15 protein-coding genes, 1 rRNA gene and 1 other RNA gene are annotated in these 17,651 nt (G+C 44.2%); 1 reads left to right on the top strand and 16 read right to left on the bottom strand.

Translation table 11 applies throughout. The annotated features are described in order from the left end of the window. Positions 1-10: 10 nt before the first annotated feature. A complete protein-coding gene (gene murJ, locus Q8N16_03210) occupies positions 11-1,396 on the bottom strand; it encodes a murein biosynthesis integral membrane protein MurJ (protein ID MDP3093748.1) in 1,386 nt (461 codons plus the stop codon). A 63-nt stretch (positions 1,397-1,459) separates the two neighbouring features. On the opposite strand from murJ, the gene rnpB reads away from it, so the two are divergent. Further along, positions 1,460-1,908, top strand: an RNA gene (gene rnpB, locus Q8N16_03205) — RNase P RNA component class A. 48 nt (positions 1,909-1,956) lie between these two features. Here the strand turns inward: rnpB and Q8N16_03200 are convergent. The 15 genes from Q8N16_03200 to Q8N16_03130 all read right to left on the bottom strand — a co-directional run bounded on the left by Q8N16_03200 (position 1,957) and on the right by Q8N16_03130 (position 17,142). After that, positions 1,957-3,075 carry an aminotransferase class I/II-fold pyridoxal phosphate-dependent enzyme gene (locus Q8N16_03200; GenBank protein ID MDP3093747.1) on the bottom strand — a complete coding sequence of 373 codons (1,119 nt, stop codon included), beginning with the start codon at positions 3,073-3,075 and terminating at the stop codon, positions 1,957-1,959. 84 nt (positions 3,076-3,159) lie between these two features. Continuing rightward, a complete protein-coding gene (locus Q8N16_03195) occupies positions 3,160-4,155 on the bottom strand; it encodes a hypothetical protein (protein ID MDP3093746.1) in 996 nt (331 codons plus the stop codon). A gap of 2 nt (positions 4,156-4,157) precedes the next feature. Further along, positions 4,158-5,228 carry a hypothetical protein gene (locus tag Q8N16_03190; protein MDP3093745.1) on the bottom strand — a complete coding sequence of 357 codons (1,071 nt, stop codon included), beginning with the start codon at positions 5,226-5,228 and terminating at the stop codon, positions 4,158-4,160. 192 nt (positions 5,229-5,420) lie between these two features. Continuing rightward, positions 5,421-5,741, bottom strand: a complete 321-nt coding sequence (locus Q8N16_03185) for a YerC/YecD family TrpR-related protein (GenBank protein MDP3093744.1) — start codon at positions 5,739-5,741, stop codon at positions 5,421-5,423. 220 nt (positions 5,742-5,961) lie between these two features. Continuing rightward, the gene (locus Q8N16_03180; protein ID MDP3093743.1) at positions 5,962-6,639 is read right to left on the bottom strand and encodes a class I SAM-dependent methyltransferase; all 678 of its coding nucleotides are present in this window, start codon (positions 6,637-6,639) and stop codon (positions 5,962-5,964) included. A gap of 10 nt (positions 6,640-6,649) precedes the next feature. Beyond that, the gene (locus Q8N16_03175) at positions 6,650-7,096 is read right to left on the bottom strand and encodes a ribonuclease HI family protein (GenBank protein ID MDP3093742.1); all 447 of its coding nucleotides are present in this window, start codon (positions 7,094-7,096) and stop codon (positions 6,650-6,652) included. Between the two features lie 6 nt (positions 7,097-7,102). Further along, positions 7,103-8,275: a DHH family phosphoesterase gene (locus Q8N16_03170; GenBank protein ID MDP3093741.1), complete on the bottom strand. Its 1,173-nt coding sequence runs from the start codon at positions 8,273-8,275 to the stop codon at positions 7,103-7,105. Between the two features lie 3 nt (positions 8,276-8,278). After that, a complete protein-coding gene (gene pgk / locus Q8N16_03165; protein MDP3093740.1) occupies positions 8,279-9,319 on the bottom strand; it encodes a phosphoglycerate kinase in 1,041 nt (346 codons plus the stop codon). An 18-nt stretch (positions 9,320-9,337) separates the two neighbouring features. Continuing rightward, complete coding sequence (locus Q8N16_03160) at positions 9,338-10,987, bottom strand: type IV secretion system DNA-binding domain-containing protein (protein ID MDP3093739.1); 1,650 nt, start codon at positions 10,985-10,987, stop codon at positions 9,338-9,340. Between the two features lie 5 nt (positions 10,988-10,992). Next, positions 10,993-12,333 (bottom strand): hypothetical protein, encoded by a 1,341-nt coding sequence (locus Q8N16_03155; protein MDP3093738.1) that lies wholly within the window; start codon positions 12,331-12,333, stop codon positions 10,993-10,995. A 42-nt stretch (positions 12,334-12,375) separates the two neighbouring features. Then, the gene (locus tag Q8N16_03150) at positions 12,376-13,455 is read right to left on the bottom strand and encodes a sigma factor-like helix-turn-helix DNA-binding protein (GenBank protein MDP3093737.1); all 1,080 of its coding nucleotides are present in this window, start codon (positions 13,453-13,455) and stop codon (positions 12,376-12,378) included. A 32-nt stretch (positions 13,456-13,487) separates the two neighbouring features. Continuing rightward, positions 13,488-14,384, bottom strand: coding sequence for a protein translocase subunit SecF (secF, locus tag Q8N16_03145; GenBank protein MDP3093736.1), 897 nt, complete (start codon positions 14,382-14,384; stop codon positions 13,488-13,490). A gap of 188 nt (positions 14,385-14,572) precedes the next feature. Further along, positions 14,573-16,024, bottom strand: a complete 1,452-nt coding sequence (secD, locus tag Q8N16_03140) for a protein translocase subunit SecD (GenBank protein MDP3093735.1) — start codon at positions 16,022-16,024, stop codon at positions 14,573-14,575. A gap of 114 nt (positions 16,025-16,138) precedes the next feature. Continuing rightward, positions 16,139-16,247 (bottom strand): 5S ribosomal RNA (gene rrf, locus Q8N16_03135). A 403-nt stretch (positions 16,248-16,650) separates the two neighbouring features. Further along, positions 16,651-17,142 carry an LAGLIDADG family homing endonuclease gene (locus tag Q8N16_03130; GenBank protein ID MDP3093734.1) on the bottom strand — a complete coding sequence of 164 codons (492 nt, stop codon included), beginning with the start codon at positions 17,140-17,142 and terminating at the stop codon, positions 16,651-16,653. Between the last annotated feature and the right edge of the window lie 509 nt (positions 17,143-17,651).

The raw sequence follows: 17,651 nt of genomic DNA, 5'->3' as shown, positions 1-17,651 counted from the left end.
TCATGATGGTTTAAAAGCTCTGCTTAAGTTTTCTTTTAAGAAATGCTGTCAGCAAAACGAACTGCAAAATGGAAGAAATAGAAAACGCCAGGGGCAGGCCGAGCAAGGAAAAATTGGCTATCTTTCCTCCGGTCAGGGACTTCTCCAAAAAGCTAACCATCCAGTTATTTCCCGTCAAAAACTTCACCAGAAAGCAAGAAAGGGCGATATTAATGAACATGGCGGCGAGAGAAATCATGGCCGGCTTTTTTGCCTCCTTCAGTGAAAAAAATGCCCTCAAAAGCAGGGGGTTTTCTGCTTGGGCAAAAATGGAAAAAGCAAAAATGCCGACGGCGGAAGCGGTGAGGATTTGCGCCTCTGGAGAGAAACGGCCGCCACCCAGCAAAATTTTGACGGCCAAGTCGCGAAAAATAAAAAGCAGGAGGCTCCCCGCCAGAGAAAGCCACAAAACCTGCCGGAACCCGGAATGGAAGTCTTTGGAAAAGTTTTCGGAATCCCTTTCGCTGGCAGCTTTGGCCAAGGAAGGAAAAACGACCGTCGCAAAAGAAACCCCGACTAAACCGGCCAAAAAACCCTGTAAGTTATTGGCAAAATAGAAAACCGAGATTGCCCCGGCCCCGATAATCGAAGCAATGGCTGTCATCACCAAGACACTCGCCTGGGAACTCAAAACGGAAACTGTGCGCAAAACCATCAATTGGAAAACTTTGGCCAATGATTCGTCCTTAAAATCAAGGAGAGGGCGCCAAGAAAATCCGCAGGAAACTGCAAAAATAAGCTGGATCAAAAAATAACAGATAGCTCCTATAATCACGCCCGCCCCCACTCCAAAAATCCCAAAGCTCGGCGCCAAAAACAGGATCCCGAAAATAATTCCCAAATTATAAAACAGGGGTGCTAGGCCAAAAACAAGGAATTTGTGAAAATACTGAAGAACACCCGAAAACACGCTCGCCAATCCCATTAAAATCGGGTTTAAAAGCAAAAGCCTGGACAGAGCAATCGCAATTCCCTTTTCCTGCGTTGAAAATCCCGGCAGAATTAAATCTGATAATGCCGGAGCCAGCAAGAACAGAATCGCTGCCAGTACAACTAAGAGTAAGGCAAAGGCGTTAAAAATATAGTTTGTCGCTTTCCAGGCCTGGTCTTTGTCTTGAAAAAAGTATTCGGCAAAAACCGGCAAAAAAGCTACCGCTAGCCCGCCGGCAATCAAAAAATTATAGACTAAGTCAGGAATTCTGAAAGAAGCGGTATAAATGTCTAAAATACGGCTGGCGCCAAAAATGTGAGCTAAAAGCCGGTCGCGCCAAAGTCCAAAAACCGCGCTCAAAAAGGTGGAACCGGCCAGTATCAACGCCGGACCGGTCAGTTTTTTATCTAGAAATCTTGAAAACATAGGTTTAATTCTTAATCTTACCTTAATTGACAAGAAACTTAAAGGTGTTAAAATCAAGCTATTCCAGCAAGTCGGGCGACCGCTCTTCATATTTTTGTGGGGGGAGGAAAGTCCGAACACCCCCGAGCACATAATTTATGTGCTCGGAGCAGGGTAGCGGGTAACGCCCGCACGCGGTAACGCGAGAGTTGCGAGCAGAGACGCCCTAGACCCGAAAGGGTCGGGCGCCCGGCGACAAAAACTTTTGTCGCATAGGGCGAGTCCCGCCAGTAATGGCGGGAGTGAAACGGCTAAACACTTACCTGGGTGCAAGAACAAAGCCCCGCCCCCTAAGCAATTGATTCTATCAGGAAAAAACCTGAAAGAACCCTAATAAGTATATTTTCTTGGGTTCTAGAATTGATCTGCATAGGGGGCGGGGTAAAAAGTAGTTCGCTAGATCCCGCAAGTAATTGCGGGACCAGATAAATGATCGCCTAAAACAGAATTCGGCTTACGGGCTTGCTGGAATTCAAAAAGTCCCGCCTAAAGCGGGATTTTCTGATTAAAGTAAATAGAGCTCAAAGAGATTTTAAATACTGCTGCAATCCAGCTAACCCTTTTCTAAACAATCTTGTTTTACAACCAAAACCTAGTCTAAGATTTTTTGGCATTCCATAAACTGTTCCTGGCACTAACATAGTATTTTTCTTCTCAATCAGTTTTTTGCAAAAATTCAAAGAATTTATTTTTAATTTCAACTTCGGGAAAACCGTTACCCCGCCAGCTGGCATGATTAATGATATTTTATCTATATTCTTACGGACAAACTTATCAAGTAACTGGTAATTTATCTCCGCCGTTGTTAACCGCGATTTAAGGATCTCTTTCCTATTTCTCAAAATTAATGTTGCTAAATACTCGCTCGGCGCAGAATTGCTCATTGTCGTATACCCTCGCAAGGGTATACATTTTTCTAATATCTCCCTATTTTGGGAGGCTAGCCAGCCGATTCTCAGACCGCCGGCGCCGAAAGATTTTGAAACATCGCCAATACTGATTGCCTTATCATAAAGATCGACTGCTGGCGAAATTCCATTGCTTTTATCCAAATAAAGCCAGCGGCAGACCTCGTCAGAAACCAAATAAAGGCCGCATTTACGACAAATTTTAATCAAAGTCAGATAATCGCTTTTAGTAAAAACAAAACCAGTCGGCACTTGAGGTTGGTTAATAATAATAGCTTTCGTGTCTTTCGTAATTAATCTTGATAACTGGTTAAAATCAGGGGAGAAATATTTTTTTTCATCCAATTTCCACCATTTTATTTTTACTCCGCAAGTTTTGGCTATTTGGAACAATGCTTGGTAATTCGGGAAAAAAGAAATCATTTCGTCGCCAGTATTACTCAATACGTTCATAATTAGGAAAATTGCTTCTATAGCGCCGTTGGTCACCAAAATATTATCGGCCTTTATATTCTGGTAAGTTTTGGCGATCTCTTGCCGCAAAATGTCCTCGCCCCAAGTTTTGGTATAACCCAAGCTTAATTTCTCAAATTCCTTTTTCGCTCCTTTCCCAGCAATAAGAAACAACTCCTTTAAAGTTAAGGGGTAAATTGAGCAATCGGAAATGTTTATTTTTGTTGAAAACTCAAATTTGGTATTCCACTCTCTTAATTTTGACGGTTGGATTTTCATAAGTTGGAATGATTAATTGAGAGGGCGGAGAAAAGCAAGCTTTTCTCCGCCCATTCCCAATACCTTGCACCTAGCATTTTTAGTTTACTTCCAGCAGTTGGGATCCGGGGCAAACCGCGAACCGCTGGCAAGATAGGCCATGGCCCGACAACCGCCAAGGCACTGACTCCAAACAGAACAGGTTCGGCACCCGCCTTCCATTTGCTCCTGTGCTATATTACGAAGAGCAAGGACAGGATTTCGGAGACTGTGACCGATTTGTGCCCACGACGGTTTGAAGTTATCGTCAATCACCGTCAACTCGCTCAGACAAACAGTCTGCCGCAATCCACCACGGCCATTCGGTCTAATAAACAGACCGCGGTAAAAGTAGTTGCAGGCGCCGTCTTGGCTGCCGCAAGTGAAAAACGGCGACACCAGGTTATCAGGCGAAACATCGGCCTGAGCAGCAACGATTTCACAGATACGACGGAGTTGCTCTTTTGGCGGCAGACTTTGGCGATACATCTTAGCTACGGCCAAATTCCGCGGCTTAGAAAACTGGGTTTCCTGCATTTCTAGATGACCTTCGATGCCCAGTTCTTGGCAGAGCCGAAGGAAATCTTCAACATAGCTGATGTTCTGACGGTTAACCTGAAATTCCAAACCGATCAACGCGCCAGTTGCCAAAGCAGTCTTTATGCCAGCGAGCATCGCTGTTGCCTCATCATACGCCGTTCCTTGATTGACCATTGCCTGCACTCCAACTTCATCAAGGCTCGGGCCAAACCACTCGCCATACATTCTCACCTTAAGTTCGGCGATAACGCGAGCGGTTTCTGGGGTCATTCCGATGAGGTTACCAAAGATTCGTAGGCCATCCCCTTGCCTGATAATTCTCGCCCAATCAAGAAAGGGCAGTAGATCAGGCCATTGAGTTGTAGTTGTTTCCTGCCCAGTCAAGGTGAGACGGGAAAGCGGACGGCTTTCATCATTGTTGTATTTAAGCACGGCCCGAACCACTTCTCGCGCCTGGTCATGAGTAATACCCCCTACCGGATCCACGAGAACTACCACATCAATCCTATTTGTCCTTTTCATCTTCAGTTATCTCCTTTCGCCGACTCTACGAGTCGACGGATATCATTGTCCCACGGATACTGTGGGCACATCGGATAGGAACGAAGCGCTGTGCCGTAGAAAGCTTCTCTGAAAGCGGCGCAACCGGCAAGGCAACGCGAAAAATCGGCACAGGTCGCGCAATGGCCCGATTGAATCTGCGACTGTTCGCAACTTTGCCGGCGGGCAATAACGACCGGGTTATCCAAAATCTCATCCAATGGATCCCGGAAAAGGTTGAATTGCCGACCAGTTTCGTCGCGAAGAGGCAGACCAGACGAACAGAGTTGCATGTCGCCATTAACAGCAATATACAACGCGGCTTGCTTGAAAGCGATACATCCCACCGACTCTCCGGTCTTGCTCTTTCCCGTAAGGTGAGGCATTACCGGCGAAGCAACCGGTAGTCCGTAGCGACGATCAATCTCCTGAATGGCAGCGACGAAACTCTGCAACTGCTCTTCGGTTGGCAACAATCTTAGATACTCTCGTAAACCTGCTTTTTGCCCAGGAAACGTCGGCCATTCGCAGTCTACGAAGAAATATCCGGTTTGCAAGCCGTACTCGTAGATGGCTGGCGCCCAGACGATGTTGCACCGGTTGAGGAGATTCTCAACACCGAAGAATGGTTTGCGCCACCCGGCGCTAATCATCCACTCCCGGCCACGCTTAAACAGTTCCACACCTGCGTCGTTGGTGCCAAGCGTATATGCTTGAACCTTTCGCTGTTCAGGATCCGTCAAGTCCGGAACCGCTGACTTGCCGACGACGAAAAGCTTCTCGTCGTATTGCCGACGCATTTCCATCAAGGTCCAAGCGAGTCGCGGCTGCCGACCCATTTGACTAAGGTTAGTGTAAATCCATGTTTCCAACCCAGTCCGAAGAGAGAGTTCTACTACTTCCAGGAAATTCGGATGGCAAGAAGGTTCTCCACCCAAGAGTTCCATGCCCGTTCCGCCCTGCCCGGTGAATATTTCCAGCATCCGCTGATAGTTATCCAGCGGCATGTGAAGAACGCCGTCAACAGGATTGTTGAGATCGCCCCGCTGCCTCATGTAACAATTTGGACAGTTAAATGGGCAGGAGCGGGTGAGCTCTACAATACAAATCTTCCAGTTTGTGTTCATTTTTCTTCCTCCTTGAAGAAAATTTTGGTGCTAGGTTTACAAGGTGCTGGTTTGAGCTTTCGCGAAAGCGAAAAGCCCCTTCCCTAACGGGAAGGGGCTGGGTTTATATATAAATAAACATCAACGCAACCCTTTCCCGTTAGGAAAAGCTGCGTGATGATGAGAATTCAATCTTTTAAGCATTAATTTGTATCCGCCCGTTCCCTTATTGAGCCACTTGGAAACCCGCGCCACGGTTGTTGAGCTCAAACCAGTCTTTTCCACGATTTCAGAATAAGATGCTTTTTTCGCCAGCATCTGGGCTGCCTGCCATCTTTTGCCAAACTCAATGATTTCTTGCTCGGTTAAAAGATCGCGAAAAAACCGCTTGGCTTCGGCCACGCTTTTAAGTCGCAGAATCGCTTCAAATAAATCTTTGGTTTTAGGATTATCCCAGTTCATATTCTTTATCCACGCACCAGAAGGCAAACAGTGCCCTCGGTGCGGGATTCCGCCCCACACGCAAGCGTGCGGGGCACCACTTTATCAAATTAAAGCACTTTATCTAACTAAAGTAACAGTAGCAAAAGCAAAAACCCTTGTCAAGGGCTTAAAAGAATTCTTAAAACCAGAGAGGTGGGCTTGCTGGAAATTAAAAAATCCGCTTCAAAGAGTGGTTTTTTTAATTCTTCTGGCAAAGATAAATAATACTTTGCCCTAAACTTAAAAATAGTTTTGGGAGAAGGAAGCATCTGAATCTACCATCATTAGATAAATTCAGAACATCAGATTTTTTCAAGATAATTTTGAAAGAATGCTTTTCTAGAATTCTTTTTAAGGTTTTAAAAGTGAAATACCTTATATGTCCAGAACTTTCTGCTTCGTTAGGTGATGTTTCGATAAAAGGATTAATGCTTAATAAAAGCAATATTCTTCTGCCAAAAGAAGCGACATTCGGTGTTGAAATTAGGAAATAACCATTCGGCCTTAATAATCTTCTAATCTCTTCGAGAAAAAAATCAGTATCATAAATATGTTCAATGATATCGCCGGCATTGATTAAATCGAAAGAATTACCAGAAAAAGGAATTTCTGATTTGCCATCAAAATAGAATTTTTTGACCTTAATACCTTTTTTAAACGATTCTTCAACGGCATAATTACTAGCGTCTAGGCCGTAAAAATTATTGTTTTTGTTTTCAATTAAAGACAAAAGGTACCCTTCGTGACAGCCGATATCTAAAACGTCCTTATCTTTCAAATCAAGCTGGTTAATAATCCCTGACATAATTTTTATCCTGGGATTGTTTTGAAAAACATTAGCGCCAGCACGATACATATTCTCGTAAATGTTTTCCATGATGTCATTATTATATTAGCCTCCGGACCCTATCTTCTTGATCTAAGGCCTCATTGGCCAGAAAATCTGCTTCCTGGTTTTCTTCGCGGGGAATCAATACAAATTCCACTTTCTTGTAATCAATTTTCAGATTCCAGACCAAAATAAATAGTTTCTGGATATTCTCGTCGAGAATCTTGTACTCGCCCATCAATTGGCTGACCAAAAGCTCAGAATCAGACCTTATCTCAACTTCTATTTTGGCAGCTGTCTTTCTACCCCAGAGAGCCTTGATTTTTTTTAAGGCGAAAATCACGGCCCGGTATTCGGCCTGATTATTGGTCATTTCCCCTAAAAACTCGCCGTATTTTCTTATCGGCTCTCCTTTTTCCGAGCAAATGACTACTCCCAAAGCCGAAGGCCCAGGGTTTCCTCTTGAACCCCCATCAGTATAAACTACGATGCGGCGCTGATTCATAATGATTTAAACTGATTTATGCAGATTTTTATTAAAATGCTTTGCCAAGCACTCTTTTAGCTTTTCCTTGTTTTTATTTTCAAAATAGAAGCCTCCGGCCGCCGGATGGCCGCCGTACCTTCTCAATAATTGACGGCAGCTAGCCAGGGCTCCGACGCCGTCTTCTTCAAAAGGCATCCTAAACCCTCCCCAGTTCTCTCCTTTTTCCTTGGTGAAGATGAAAGTCGGCTTCTTGAAAAAATCGCAAATCCGGGAAGCGACAGCCGAGAGAATCGGAAATTGCCGATCGTTCAGGTCCTCAAAAATGACGGCTGAATCTTTTTCCATAAAAGAAACTTTTTTCTTGAGTTCTTCTGTCAATTCTCCGATCTTCGCTTGTCTTTCGACGCCTTTGCGCAAAAACTCCTCAAAGCGCAACCTTGCCTCTTCTGGAGTCTGGGAATTCAAAAAAAGATAAGTTTCGCTAAAAACGCCTTCTTTGCTGGTGATATTGATGATTGAAATGACCTTCCAGACGATTTCTCTCGTTGAAATGCAATTCTTGGTCAGGCTGGAACTGAAAAAAAGTCTGACTGCCGGCCGCCAGGAACTTTCCAAAAGAGGCAAGCCCTGCTCTAGAATCTTTTGGTTTTCACCGGTCTCCTGGACAAGTTCGGCCAGGGTCGCCAGAGCCGCCAGCGCCAGCATATCTTCTTTGAGAGTTTTGGAAAGTTTCCTTCCCAAGATAGCCTCGGCTAATTTAAAAACGATGCCAGCGGCCGCCAAATGATAGAAAGGCGAATTTTTGCTCCCCTGTTTTGGATTGACGACGATCCTGACTTTCGGAATCCTTCCCTGAATATTATGATGGTCGGCAATAGCCACTTCAAAACCAAGCTTTTTTGCCAACTCCACCTCGCGGAAATTGGCGATGCCGCAATCGAGAGAGAGAAATAAGGCCGGAGCCTTGCCTTTCAGAAAGTCAAGCGCCTTCTTGTTAATGCCGTGCTCTTCCCTTTTCCTGTCGGAAAAGTAAATAATCGGGCTGTCTCCGCCAAGGCTACAGATGGCTTCTTTTAAGATGATAACAGAACAGGCGCCGTCCATGTCGGAATCGCCATACAAAATGATCCTTTCTTTTTCGGCTATGGCTTTTGAAATCCGGTTGGCAAGTTTTTTAAGATTCTTGATTTCTGCCATGTGTCATTTCAAAACTTCTACGGCCGGAAGCTTTTCTCCCGACAAGAATATCAGAAGGGCGTCTCCGCCTGTTGATAAATGGCTGAATTTCTTAGAAAGATTTGTCTTTCTTAAAAACCAGGTTGTTTCTCCGCCGCCGGCAACCGAAAAGGCTCCGCTTTCAACAATGACTTTGGCGACTTCTCGAGAGCCAACAGAAAACTTATCTTCCTCGATTTTCCCCAAGGGGCCGGACCAGAAAACCGTCTTGGCCAGAGAAATCTTTTCCTTAAAAAGCTCAATGGTCTTTGGGCCAATGTCGAATCCCTCAGAAGAATCGACCGGCGAGATAAGCTTTTTTGGTTCCCCTAACTTAAAACCCATTTTCTTTAACTCGTCGTCAACCAGGTTTCCTAAAAGAATAAAATCGGCTTTGGCAGAAATGCTGTCCAGGAATCTTATTTTTGACTCAATCCCCTTGGGTTTACCGCCGAGGATTACTACCAAAGGCCTGTCGGCGTTTTCCCTAATCTTGGCCAGAACCTCAATTTCTTTTTCTAAAAGAAGGCCTGAACCGCAGGGCAGATATCTAGCTACTTTAAAAGAAGCGTGATCTCGATGCGAAGTTCCGAAAGCGTCATTGAGAAAGATTTCCCCGAACTTTGAGAGTTTTTCAGCAAACTTTAAATCCCCCGCTTCTTCCTCAGAATGAAACCTGAGATTTTCGAGCAAAAGAACTTCTTTCGGCCGCATCCTTTCCGTTCTGCTCTCGACTTCCGGCCCCAGGCAATCGTCGGTTTTGGCGATCGGAAAATCCAGACACTCAGACAACCGGTCTCTGACTTTAGTCAATCTTAATCTTTCTACAAATTTTCCGCCGGGATCGTCCAGATGGCTCATCAAAATTGCTTTCGCCTCCTGGCCAATAAGATATTGGATGGTCGGCAGAGCTGCCTCAATCCGAAAATCATCTAAAATATCCCCTTTCTGATTAAGGGGAACGTTGAAATCACACCTTACTAAAACCTTTTTCCCTTTGAGATTAAAGTCGCGAACGCTCTTCATTTTGCCTTGAAATCGATTTTAAGCCTGGTCTTTGGGCTTTAAAGCTTCTTTGATCATCTCTTTGACCCTATCGATTTCCGGAGCCTTTCTGATTCTGTCTCTTTTAGAAGAAAAAGAAACCGGTTCCTTAGCCATCGCTTCCTCCAAAGAAAGAGGGCTTTGGGGCTGGGGCTGGGGCGGCGGCGGAGGCAAGGGCTGCGACTGCTCTGGCGCGGGTTTTTCTTCAACCGGTTTTTCCCTTTCTCTTTGGATGTTTTTTAAACAGGCTTTGCAATAGACCGGCCTTTTGCCGTCCGGCTTGAAAACTACTTTTGTCCATTTTTTGCAACTGGCGCACTGGGCATCGTAGAGAAGAGGCTCTCTGGGAGGCATGGCCGCTATCTTTTCTTCCGTCATCCCGGTCCAGCGGCTGATTTTATCTTCAACAATCTTTCTCTGGGTGCCGTACCTTTCCCGGGAAACTTTAATAATCTTTTCCCGGCTGGATTTTTCAAGTCCGATGACCGGCGGCAGGGTCTCGGCCGAAAATCCCCGGCCGGCCAGGCCGTCAATCATTAATTTCAAATAAACATTGTACTTGCCTAAATTGACCAAATCCGTGGCCATGAACTCCGGAGTGAACTCCTTTTCCAGGAATTCGGCGTCTTCGGCCCCGATTCGAAAGCAAACGATGGTGCCGACGTTGCCGAAAACCGCATCCCTGACTTCTTCTGTCATCTGGGTAATATACTGATGGCCCAAAATTAAATCCAATCTGTATTTCCTGGCCTCAGACAGAATCGTGGCAAAGGATTCGGTGGCAAAGTTCTGGAACTCGTCAACGTACAGAAAAAAATCCGCCCTTTCTTCCTCCGGAATGTCGACCCGAGACATGGCCGCCAACTGTAATTTTGTAACCAAAAGAGCCCCTAAAAGAGTTGAATTGTCCTCCCCTGTTCTTCCCTTTGACAAATTCATGATCAGGATTTTCCGGTTGTCCATAATTTCGCGCATATCGATCTTCGAGGAGACCTGGCCGATGATGTTGCGGATTATGGGGGCGGAAATGAACTGGCCGACCTTATTCTGAATGGCGGCCGTCGCTTCAACCTCGTATCTCTGGGTATATCTTGCATATTCCTGAAGCCAGAAAGCTTTGACCACAGGATCGGTTATTTTTTCGACCACCTTTTGGCGGTATTCGGGATCGGCCATCATCCGGTTGATGCCCAGCAGGGTCGAGCCAGGATACTCCAGAAGCGCCAGGATCGAGTTGTTTAAAATATACTCCATTCTGGCTGACCAGACGTCCGGCCAGATTTTCTTGAATACTCCCATCAGGCCGGAAGCCACCAGGTGGCGGTGGCTCAAGTCTACTTTTTCCATAACGTTAAAGGCGATCGGAAAATCAAAATCAGCCGGGTTAAAGTAAATGACGTCGTTTATCCGGCTGGCGGGAATGAAATCCAGCAGACTTTCGGCCGTCTCCCCGTGAGGATCGATGAAGCAGACTCCTCTGCCGGCCTGAATATCCTGAATTGCCATATTGGACATCATATTGGTCTTGCCCATGCCGGTTTTGCCGATCAGGTACATGTGTTTCCGGCGATCATCTAGTTTGATGCCAAAACGCCTTCTCTCTCTGCGAAAAGTGGTTTCGGCGAAAAAGTTTATTTCCGAATTAGGCATGTAGGTTATTCTACCGGCAATCCTGAGGGCGGCTCTCCCTTTTTGGCCTCAACTCTCGCCATCGTCGGAGCCTGGGCAACAATCCTTCCCGGGAAATGATACATAGAAGCTATTTCCTCTGCCGTCAAAATGAATCTTCTCCCTACTTGATCGGGATCTCTGATGGTCGGGTGGGGCCAACCGACCCAGATCCGGTGGACATAGCTGCGGAAAAGCCTCCGCTTCCTCAAATAGACTCTTTGCTTTTTTAGCCAGAACCAGTCGTACCAATGCTGGGTCACCTTGGTAACCGTTTTTGAATCCGGGACAAGACCATTCATATTCTCGGTGACAAAGTTCGTAAAGTAGCTCATCGCCAAACGATTGTTGGGTCTGAACATGACGTCTCTTTTTGCCAGATAAATGTATCTCATATTGCAAAGAAACCCGAGTTTGCCGATTTTCCTTTCAATCGCGCCGATGATCTCTTTTTCCCCGGGAGTCACTTTCATCTCCATCGGAATAAATGATTCTTTCTCTTCTTTGGGGGACTCGGGAACCTTGCCGGTCAGCAAAATCTCTGCCGCCTCTAAAAGCATCGGTTTTGATTTGCCCGAATCAACCTTTCTCCAGGCAAGTTTGTCGCGCAGCTTTTTGGCTGAATCGTGCCAAGCAACATATTCATCTAAAGCCGGCAGACAGCGAATCTGAACCCATATTTGTTCTCCGGGCTTTAAGAGAGCCATGGCCTCTAAAAGAGAGGCAATTGGGTCTATCCTTTTTTCCTCTTCCTCTCTGCCAGTTTCAAATTCTATATATGTTCTTATGGGATAAGCCCAGTGCTTCAAATTTTTATACTCTGTGCCCCACATATCCCATTCGGCGTTGGGGATATCTTGAGGCACGTTTTTGGTATAATCTTCAACTTCAAAAATCTCAGCCTGGGGATACTGAGAATAAATGTGGGCTTCAAAAATGAGCCTGACTCTCTTTAGAGTCCTGACGTAAAAGTGAGGAGTGCCGTCAATGGCGGCGATTTCCAAAGTAAAACCGGTCGGGTCTTCGCCGTTCCACCACTTTTCATACCAGTTTGGAAACTTGTACATTTGCCAAAAGCCGGTAATGACGGTTTCCATGGCTTTGACCGGCTCCAAAACCTCTTCCGGGATCCTTATCTCCAGAAGAATTCTTTTGTTTTCCTTTTCCTCATAAATATCCTTGCGCCAGTGGTACCACAAGAATTTAGCCACTTCAAGCATCCAAAGGCATTCAACAATCAAAAAGAGCCACCACCAGTCAATAAGAGTAGGCCAGAATTGAGACTTAATTAAAGATAAGATCGAGGCTAGTGAAAGTTCAGAAACCATCTAGCTAGGCTAATGATGAATTACTTGGATTCTCGGGAAGTTTTAAGCTTCGCGCGGTGAATATCTGCCGTCTTCTGATTTCAAAAAACACTTTTTATTCCCTAAATTCAAAACGACCGTGCTTTCCTTAACCAAACGCTGGGAAAGGACTTCTTTCAATATCTCCCTTTCCGATAGAGGCTGCTTTGATTCCTTTAAAACTTTAGAGATTATTTCTTTAACCGTTCCCGGGGCATAACCCCATTCTCTCAAAGCATAGATGCCCCTTCCGATCAGGATAAACTGGGGGTCTTTGATCAGCTGGTTGTGGACGGTCTGGAAATTAGTCTTTTTCTGGGCTTGGGCAGAAGCTCCGATAATTGAAAATTCCTCTTTATGTCCTTCTTTCTTGAAGGAAAACTCATCGATCAGGCTGGCAACCTCGGTAAAATGCAGGGGCTTTTTCGCTTTCTTGAAAACCAGGAAAGCCAAATCTCTAACCCCCCTGGGATTAACTTCTGGCCATGATTTTAAACCGTATTTGCCGTCGTTAGTCTCCAAAATTTCTTTAGAGGTTTCAAGGACCGATTTTAAAAACCGCTGATTGGAATTTCCGGCCGCTCTAGACATTAAAAACAGCTCTTTTACCCCTAAGGGTTTTTTGAACCTTGTCAGTTCCTTATTGAGAGCCTTGATAAGTTTTTCGGCTGCAGACGAGATTTTGGAATCAAGCGCCCAGAAAGAATGGAGTTCTTTTGTCTCGCCAACGCGGCAGAAACTGCCTTCAAGAACCAGCAAAAAATTGATCCAGTTAGAAGAGTTTTGCTGGTGATTAAAAATTGGTTCGGACAGAAGAATCTTTTCTTTCTTCAATCCCCCGTTTTTTTGCAAATAGCTCTTGAACGCCAAAAGAGCCCTGTTGATTTCAGAAGCAAAACTCTCTTTTCTCGCTTTAACCAAGGTGGTTTCGATAATCTGGCGAACCCTTTCCCTGGTTAACCCCAAGTCCTTGCCGATAGCCTCAAGAGTCTCCCCGTTTCCGCTCTCAAGCCCAAATCTCCGAATAATAATATCCTTTTGCCTCGGGCTCAACCCCTGGAAAAGAGCCTGGAAAACCTTTTGATAATTTAAGATTGCGGACATATTGCTATTTATACCATTATAAAAGGGCTCTGTCAATGATAACGTTTCCCCATCTCCTGCCAGCTTACCAATAAAGGGCTGGCTAAAAACAAAGACGAGCAGGTGCCGACTATAATTCCAATAATTAAGGTTAGAGAAAAATACTTTAAAGTTTCTCCGCCAAAAAAGAATATCGCCAAGAGAACCAAAAGAGTGCAAGAACCCGTGCTAATTGATCGAACTAAAACCTGGTTCAAACTCTGATTAACGCAGGCATTAAAATCTCCTCCTTTAGTTCTTAAAAGATTCTCCCTAACCCTGTCAAAAACGACTACTTTATCGTTAATTGTATAACCCAAAAGGGTCAGCAAGGCGATAACAATTGGGATGCTGAATTGAACATTATAAAATTTTCCCAGAGAGGCGAAAACGCCAATCGGTATCAAAACATCAAAGAAAAGAGTAATTATTGAGATTATTCCATATTGCCAGCTGGATAAGGGCCGGGAGATTTTTCTAAAAGCAACGGCAATATAAATGAGCAGGGCTGCCAGAGAAACAATTATTAAGATTATTGTTTTCTGCCGTAATTCTTTGCCGATAACCGGCCCGATGCTTTCAAAACGTTTTTCCTCTATTTTTGAGATTTCCTGCAGCCTCGAAATAATCTGTTGATGAATATTTTCATCAACTTCTTTCATTCTCATAATTACCCCCTTGGCTCCGGTAGGTTGAATGACCATCTCTCCTAAATTGTTAATGTCTTTTAATTTTTCTTGAATCGCCGAATTTTCCGGTCTATTTTCAAAATTAACCTCCAAAATGCTTCCGCCCAAAAAATCAATACTAAATTTCAGGCCAAAGATCAAAAGAGAAATTAAGCTTGCCAGAATCAAAACTCCAGAAAAAATATAATAAACTTTTGTGTATTTCAGAAATGGGATATTCATAAGCCTACGAAATTACGAATTTTTACGAATATACGAATAAGTTTTAAGCGAGGCAATAAGTTTTAAAGACAACTCTCGGAGGCGGCTTGGCATGGTTCCCGTTAAACGGGACAAGCCGCCGAGAGCGTAGGCTGGCTTTTCTCGCTGGGAAAAGAACAGCCGGTGTCTTGAAACTTCATTGCCGAGCGCTATCTCCATAACCAACTTAATTTTTCGAATTTTGTGCCGGCAAAACATCTCAAGAGATTGTTGGTGATGAAAATTGCCGAAAACATGCCAATTAAATTACCGATAATCAAGGTCAAGGCGAATCCTTTAATAAAACTGGTTCCCAAGCCAAATAAAATTAAAGCCACTAAGATAATGGTGAAGTTTCCATCGCGGACTGACGGCCAGGCTCGTCTAAAACCATCTTCGAGTGAAATCAGAAAACCTTTCCCCTGTTTCAACTCTTCCCTTATTCTGGAAAAGATTAAAATATTAGCGTCAACTGCCATGCCAATAGAAAGGATAAAACCGGCAATGCCAGCCAAAGTCAGGGTAACGGGTATTAATTTAAATAAAGAAAGGTTCAAGGCAATATAAATTATCAAGGCCAATGATGCCAAAGCGCCGGGCAAACGGTAAAAAATAACCATAAATATAATCACCAGAATAAATCCGATTATGCCTGCCTTCAATGATTTATTTAAAGAATCTTGTCCTAGGCTCGGACCAATCGTCTCTTGAGAAACCAGGTTGATTGGCACTGGCAAAGCGCCCGATGTCAATCTTTTGACTATTTCCTTGGCCTTGTTAATATCGGTATCGCCCGTTATCACTGCCTTACCGCCAGTGATTTTATCTTGGACAACGGGAGCATATAGGTCATTCTGGGTAATTTTGTTGTCGCCGTCACTATCTATAATTGACAAACCATCGAGATAAATAGCCAAGCGCTTCCCAATGTTCCTGGCAGTAATCTCCTCAAAGATTTTCGCTCCCTCGTCATCAAACTGAAGGTTGATTATGGGTTTATTGGTCGTCTGGTCAAAATTAAGCTCGGCCTTTTTAAGGTAACGGCCGGTTAGCTGAGTTGGAATAAAAAGCTCTTCAAAAGCAACTTGCCAATCAGGGATTTTCTGAGCCTCTTCGAATGACTTTCCCTCAAGCTCTTTTTGCTTTTCAATAATTCTGTCTACCTCTTCCTGCGGCCTCTGCTCCCGAAACTCAAGAAAAGGGGTCTGGCCAATCATATTGATTGCCTCCTTAACATCTTTTATTCCGGCTAATTCAACAATCAATCTCTGGCTTTGCTCTTCAATCTGAACAACGGGCTCGCTAACCCCAAAAAGATTCACCCGCCTTTCGATGACGTCACGAAGACCGTTGAGAGCGTTTTTGCGGTCTTCGGCGGCGATGCCGCCCAAATCGGCTTGGTAAAGGAGATGGGTACCGCCCTGCAGGTCGAGTCCCAACCTAAAAGGAATCTCTTTGATCAAAGGAAGCGTAAATCTGAATTTTTCCGGGAGAACCTCCTTGATTTTAGCGTTTAAAAAATCAACTCCCGAATTTAAAGGCTTGGGATAGGTTAAGGCTCCTGCAATCAAAGCCAGTAAAAATATTACAGCTAAAACTAAAAAAGACTTTCTTTTGGTCATTGTTTGAGTATAAAACGATTTTGGCTTTTCGTCAATTTAGACCTCTTTAATACCGACGGAAAAACCTCAAAACACGCCCTTGGGCGTGTTTATTGGTTTTTAGTTACAGCCAGAGTAAGAGAGCTACCTACTTTCGCCCCGAAGGACTATCATCGGCCTTGGGAGATTTCACTTCTGAGTTCGAAATGGGATCAGGTGGAGCACTCCCAGCAAAGCTCCCTTGCTCTAGCTGTAAGTTACGAAATTAAGGAGGGTAAGAAAATAAATATGGTTTCGATTTATTAGTACTGCTCGGCTGAAGCCATTACTGGCCTTACACCTGCAGCCTATCAATCCCGTGATCTGCGGGAAATCTAAATGAGCCTTAATCTTGGGGTTGGCTTCGTGCTTAGATGCTTTCAGCACTTATCCGTGCCCGACATAGCTACCCAGCGATGCTCTTGGCAGAACAGCTGGTACACCAGAGGTCAGTTCTTCGAGGTCCTCTCGTCAAGTTGTCTCATATTTCTATGAGCTTAGACTATATCTTCATCCCGCTGTAAGCGGGAGCCGGCGTATTATGACGGTTTCAAATTCCGCCATCCTTCCTGGTTAAAACCAAGAAAAGTCGTTACGGGGACAAACTATTAGAATCCTAGGATTTTTCTTAATTCTGATTTTGATTTAGAAAACTTTTTCCATCCAGACTGATAAGTTAATTTTCTTGACTCATAAATCATATCGGCGATTTTCAATCTTTTCTTTTTGCTCAATTCAACAAAGTTCTTATCATTAATTAGTCTTAAGATCTTCAAAAGAATTTTAGTCTGCGCCTTTTTAAACCTTAAAAAAGGTTGAAGGCTTTCTAAAATTCCTTTAGTTCTTTGATAACCGTTGATTCTTAACTCTGTTATACCATCATTCCTTCTTGAAATATAACCAATTCCAAGCCTATTTCTAATCCAAAACAAGGGTTTCTCATGGCGACTATCCTGATAAAAACAGATAGTGAACATTAAACGCCAGCCGCGCGGATTTTTCCGCCTGTTTTTCAGCTGAACCATAATGCTTCCATCGCCATCAAGAAAACCAGCAATGTAAGCCAAATCAACTTCTAAAACTTTAGTTTGTCTTCCCACGGTATTCCCTTACTTAAAATTATGCGGTCCTCAAGTAATTATACCATTTTGCCGGACCTAGGGCAAAAATTATCTTCATCTATTTCTAGATGCTTGAGAAACTCTTCATAATTTAAATGAAGGCTCCACCGTTATTAGCCAGATTGTCATCAAGGATTACTCCTTGAAGCAGCAATCTTTTTACTGTCGAAGACTCCCCTCAAGGCTCGACGCCTGCGGTAGATAGGGACCAACCTGTCTCGCGCATATTATTCATCTGTTACCAGATGTATGGACTATATCACCATCCCGTCCGCCAACCGGCGGATTAGGGAGACCGACGTATTATGGAAACTCTAAAGCTTCCATCCAGCCATTTCTGGCTAAGTCTCTACAGGGCGAAGCGCATAATTCTTATGCGCTCGCTTCCCTCGGTATTATCCATAAAAATACAGGTTATAATTTTTTTTTATGGACTCCACCGATATAAGTCGGTTTTGGACATCTGTCAATTACTTGACAGAGCCGCC

The sequence above is a fragment of the bacterium genome (assembly GCA_030693425.1).
Classification (GTDB): Bacteria; Patescibacteriota; Minisyncoccia; order Minisyncoccales; family GWA2-46-15; genus GWA2-46-15.
The sequence above is the reverse complement of the archived record's forward strand: the minus strand, read 5'-3'. Positions and strand labels throughout refer to the sequence as shown.

Bases quoted from the DNA above. Each gene is read 5' to 3' on its own strand.
- murJ (MDP3093748.1), bottom strand. From the start codon at position 1,396: ATGTTTTCAAGATTTCTAGATAAAAAACTGACCGGTCCGGCGTTGATA.
- Q8N16_03200 (MDP3093747.1), bottom strand. From the start codon at position 3,075: ATGAAAATCCAACCGTCAAAATTAAGAGAGTGGAATACCAAATTTGAG.
- Q8N16_03195 (MDP3093746.1), bottom strand. From the start codon at position 4,155: ATGAAAAGGACAAATAGGATTGATGTGGTAGTTCTCGTGGATCCGGTA.
- Q8N16_03190 (MDP3093745.1), bottom strand. From the start codon at position 5,228: ATGAGGCAGCGGGGCGATCTCAACAATCCTGTTGACGGCGTTCTTCAC.
- Q8N16_03185 (MDP3093744.1), bottom strand. From the start codon at position 5,741: ATGAACTGGGATAATCCTAAAACCAAAGATTTATTTGAAGCGATTCTG.
- Q8N16_03180 (MDP3093743.1), bottom strand. From the start codon at position 6,639: ATGGAAAACATTTACGAGAATATGTATCGTGCTGGCGCTAATGTTTTT.
- Q8N16_03175 (MDP3093742.1), bottom strand. From the start codon at position 7,096: ATGAATCAGCGCCGCATCGTAGTTTATACTGATGGGGGTTCAAGAGGA.
- Q8N16_03170 (MDP3093741.1), bottom strand. From the start codon at position 8,275: ATGGCAGAAATCAAGAATCTTAAAAAACTTGCCAACCGGATTTCAAAA.
- pgk (MDP3093740.1), bottom strand. From the start codon at position 9,319: ATGAAGAGCGTTCGCGACTTTAATCTCAAAGGGAAAAAGGTTTTAGTA.
- Q8N16_03160 (MDP3093739.1), bottom strand. From the start codon at position 10,987: ATGCCTAATTCGGAAATAAACTTTTTCGCCGAAACCACTTTTCGCAGA.
- Q8N16_03155 (MDP3093738.1), bottom strand. From the start codon at position 12,333: ATGGTTTCTGAACTTTCACTAGCCTCGATCTTATCTTTAATTAAGTCT.
- Q8N16_03150 (MDP3093737.1), bottom strand. From the start codon at position 13,455: ATGTCCGCAATCTTAAATTATCAAAAGGTTTTCCAGGCTCTTTTCCAG.
- secF (MDP3093736.1), bottom strand. From the start codon at position 14,384: ATGAATATCCCATTTCTGAAATACACAAAAGTTTATTATATTTTTTCT.
- secD (MDP3093735.1), bottom strand. From the start codon at position 16,024: ATGACCAAAAGAAAGTCTTTTTTAGTTTTAGCTGTAATATTTTTACTG.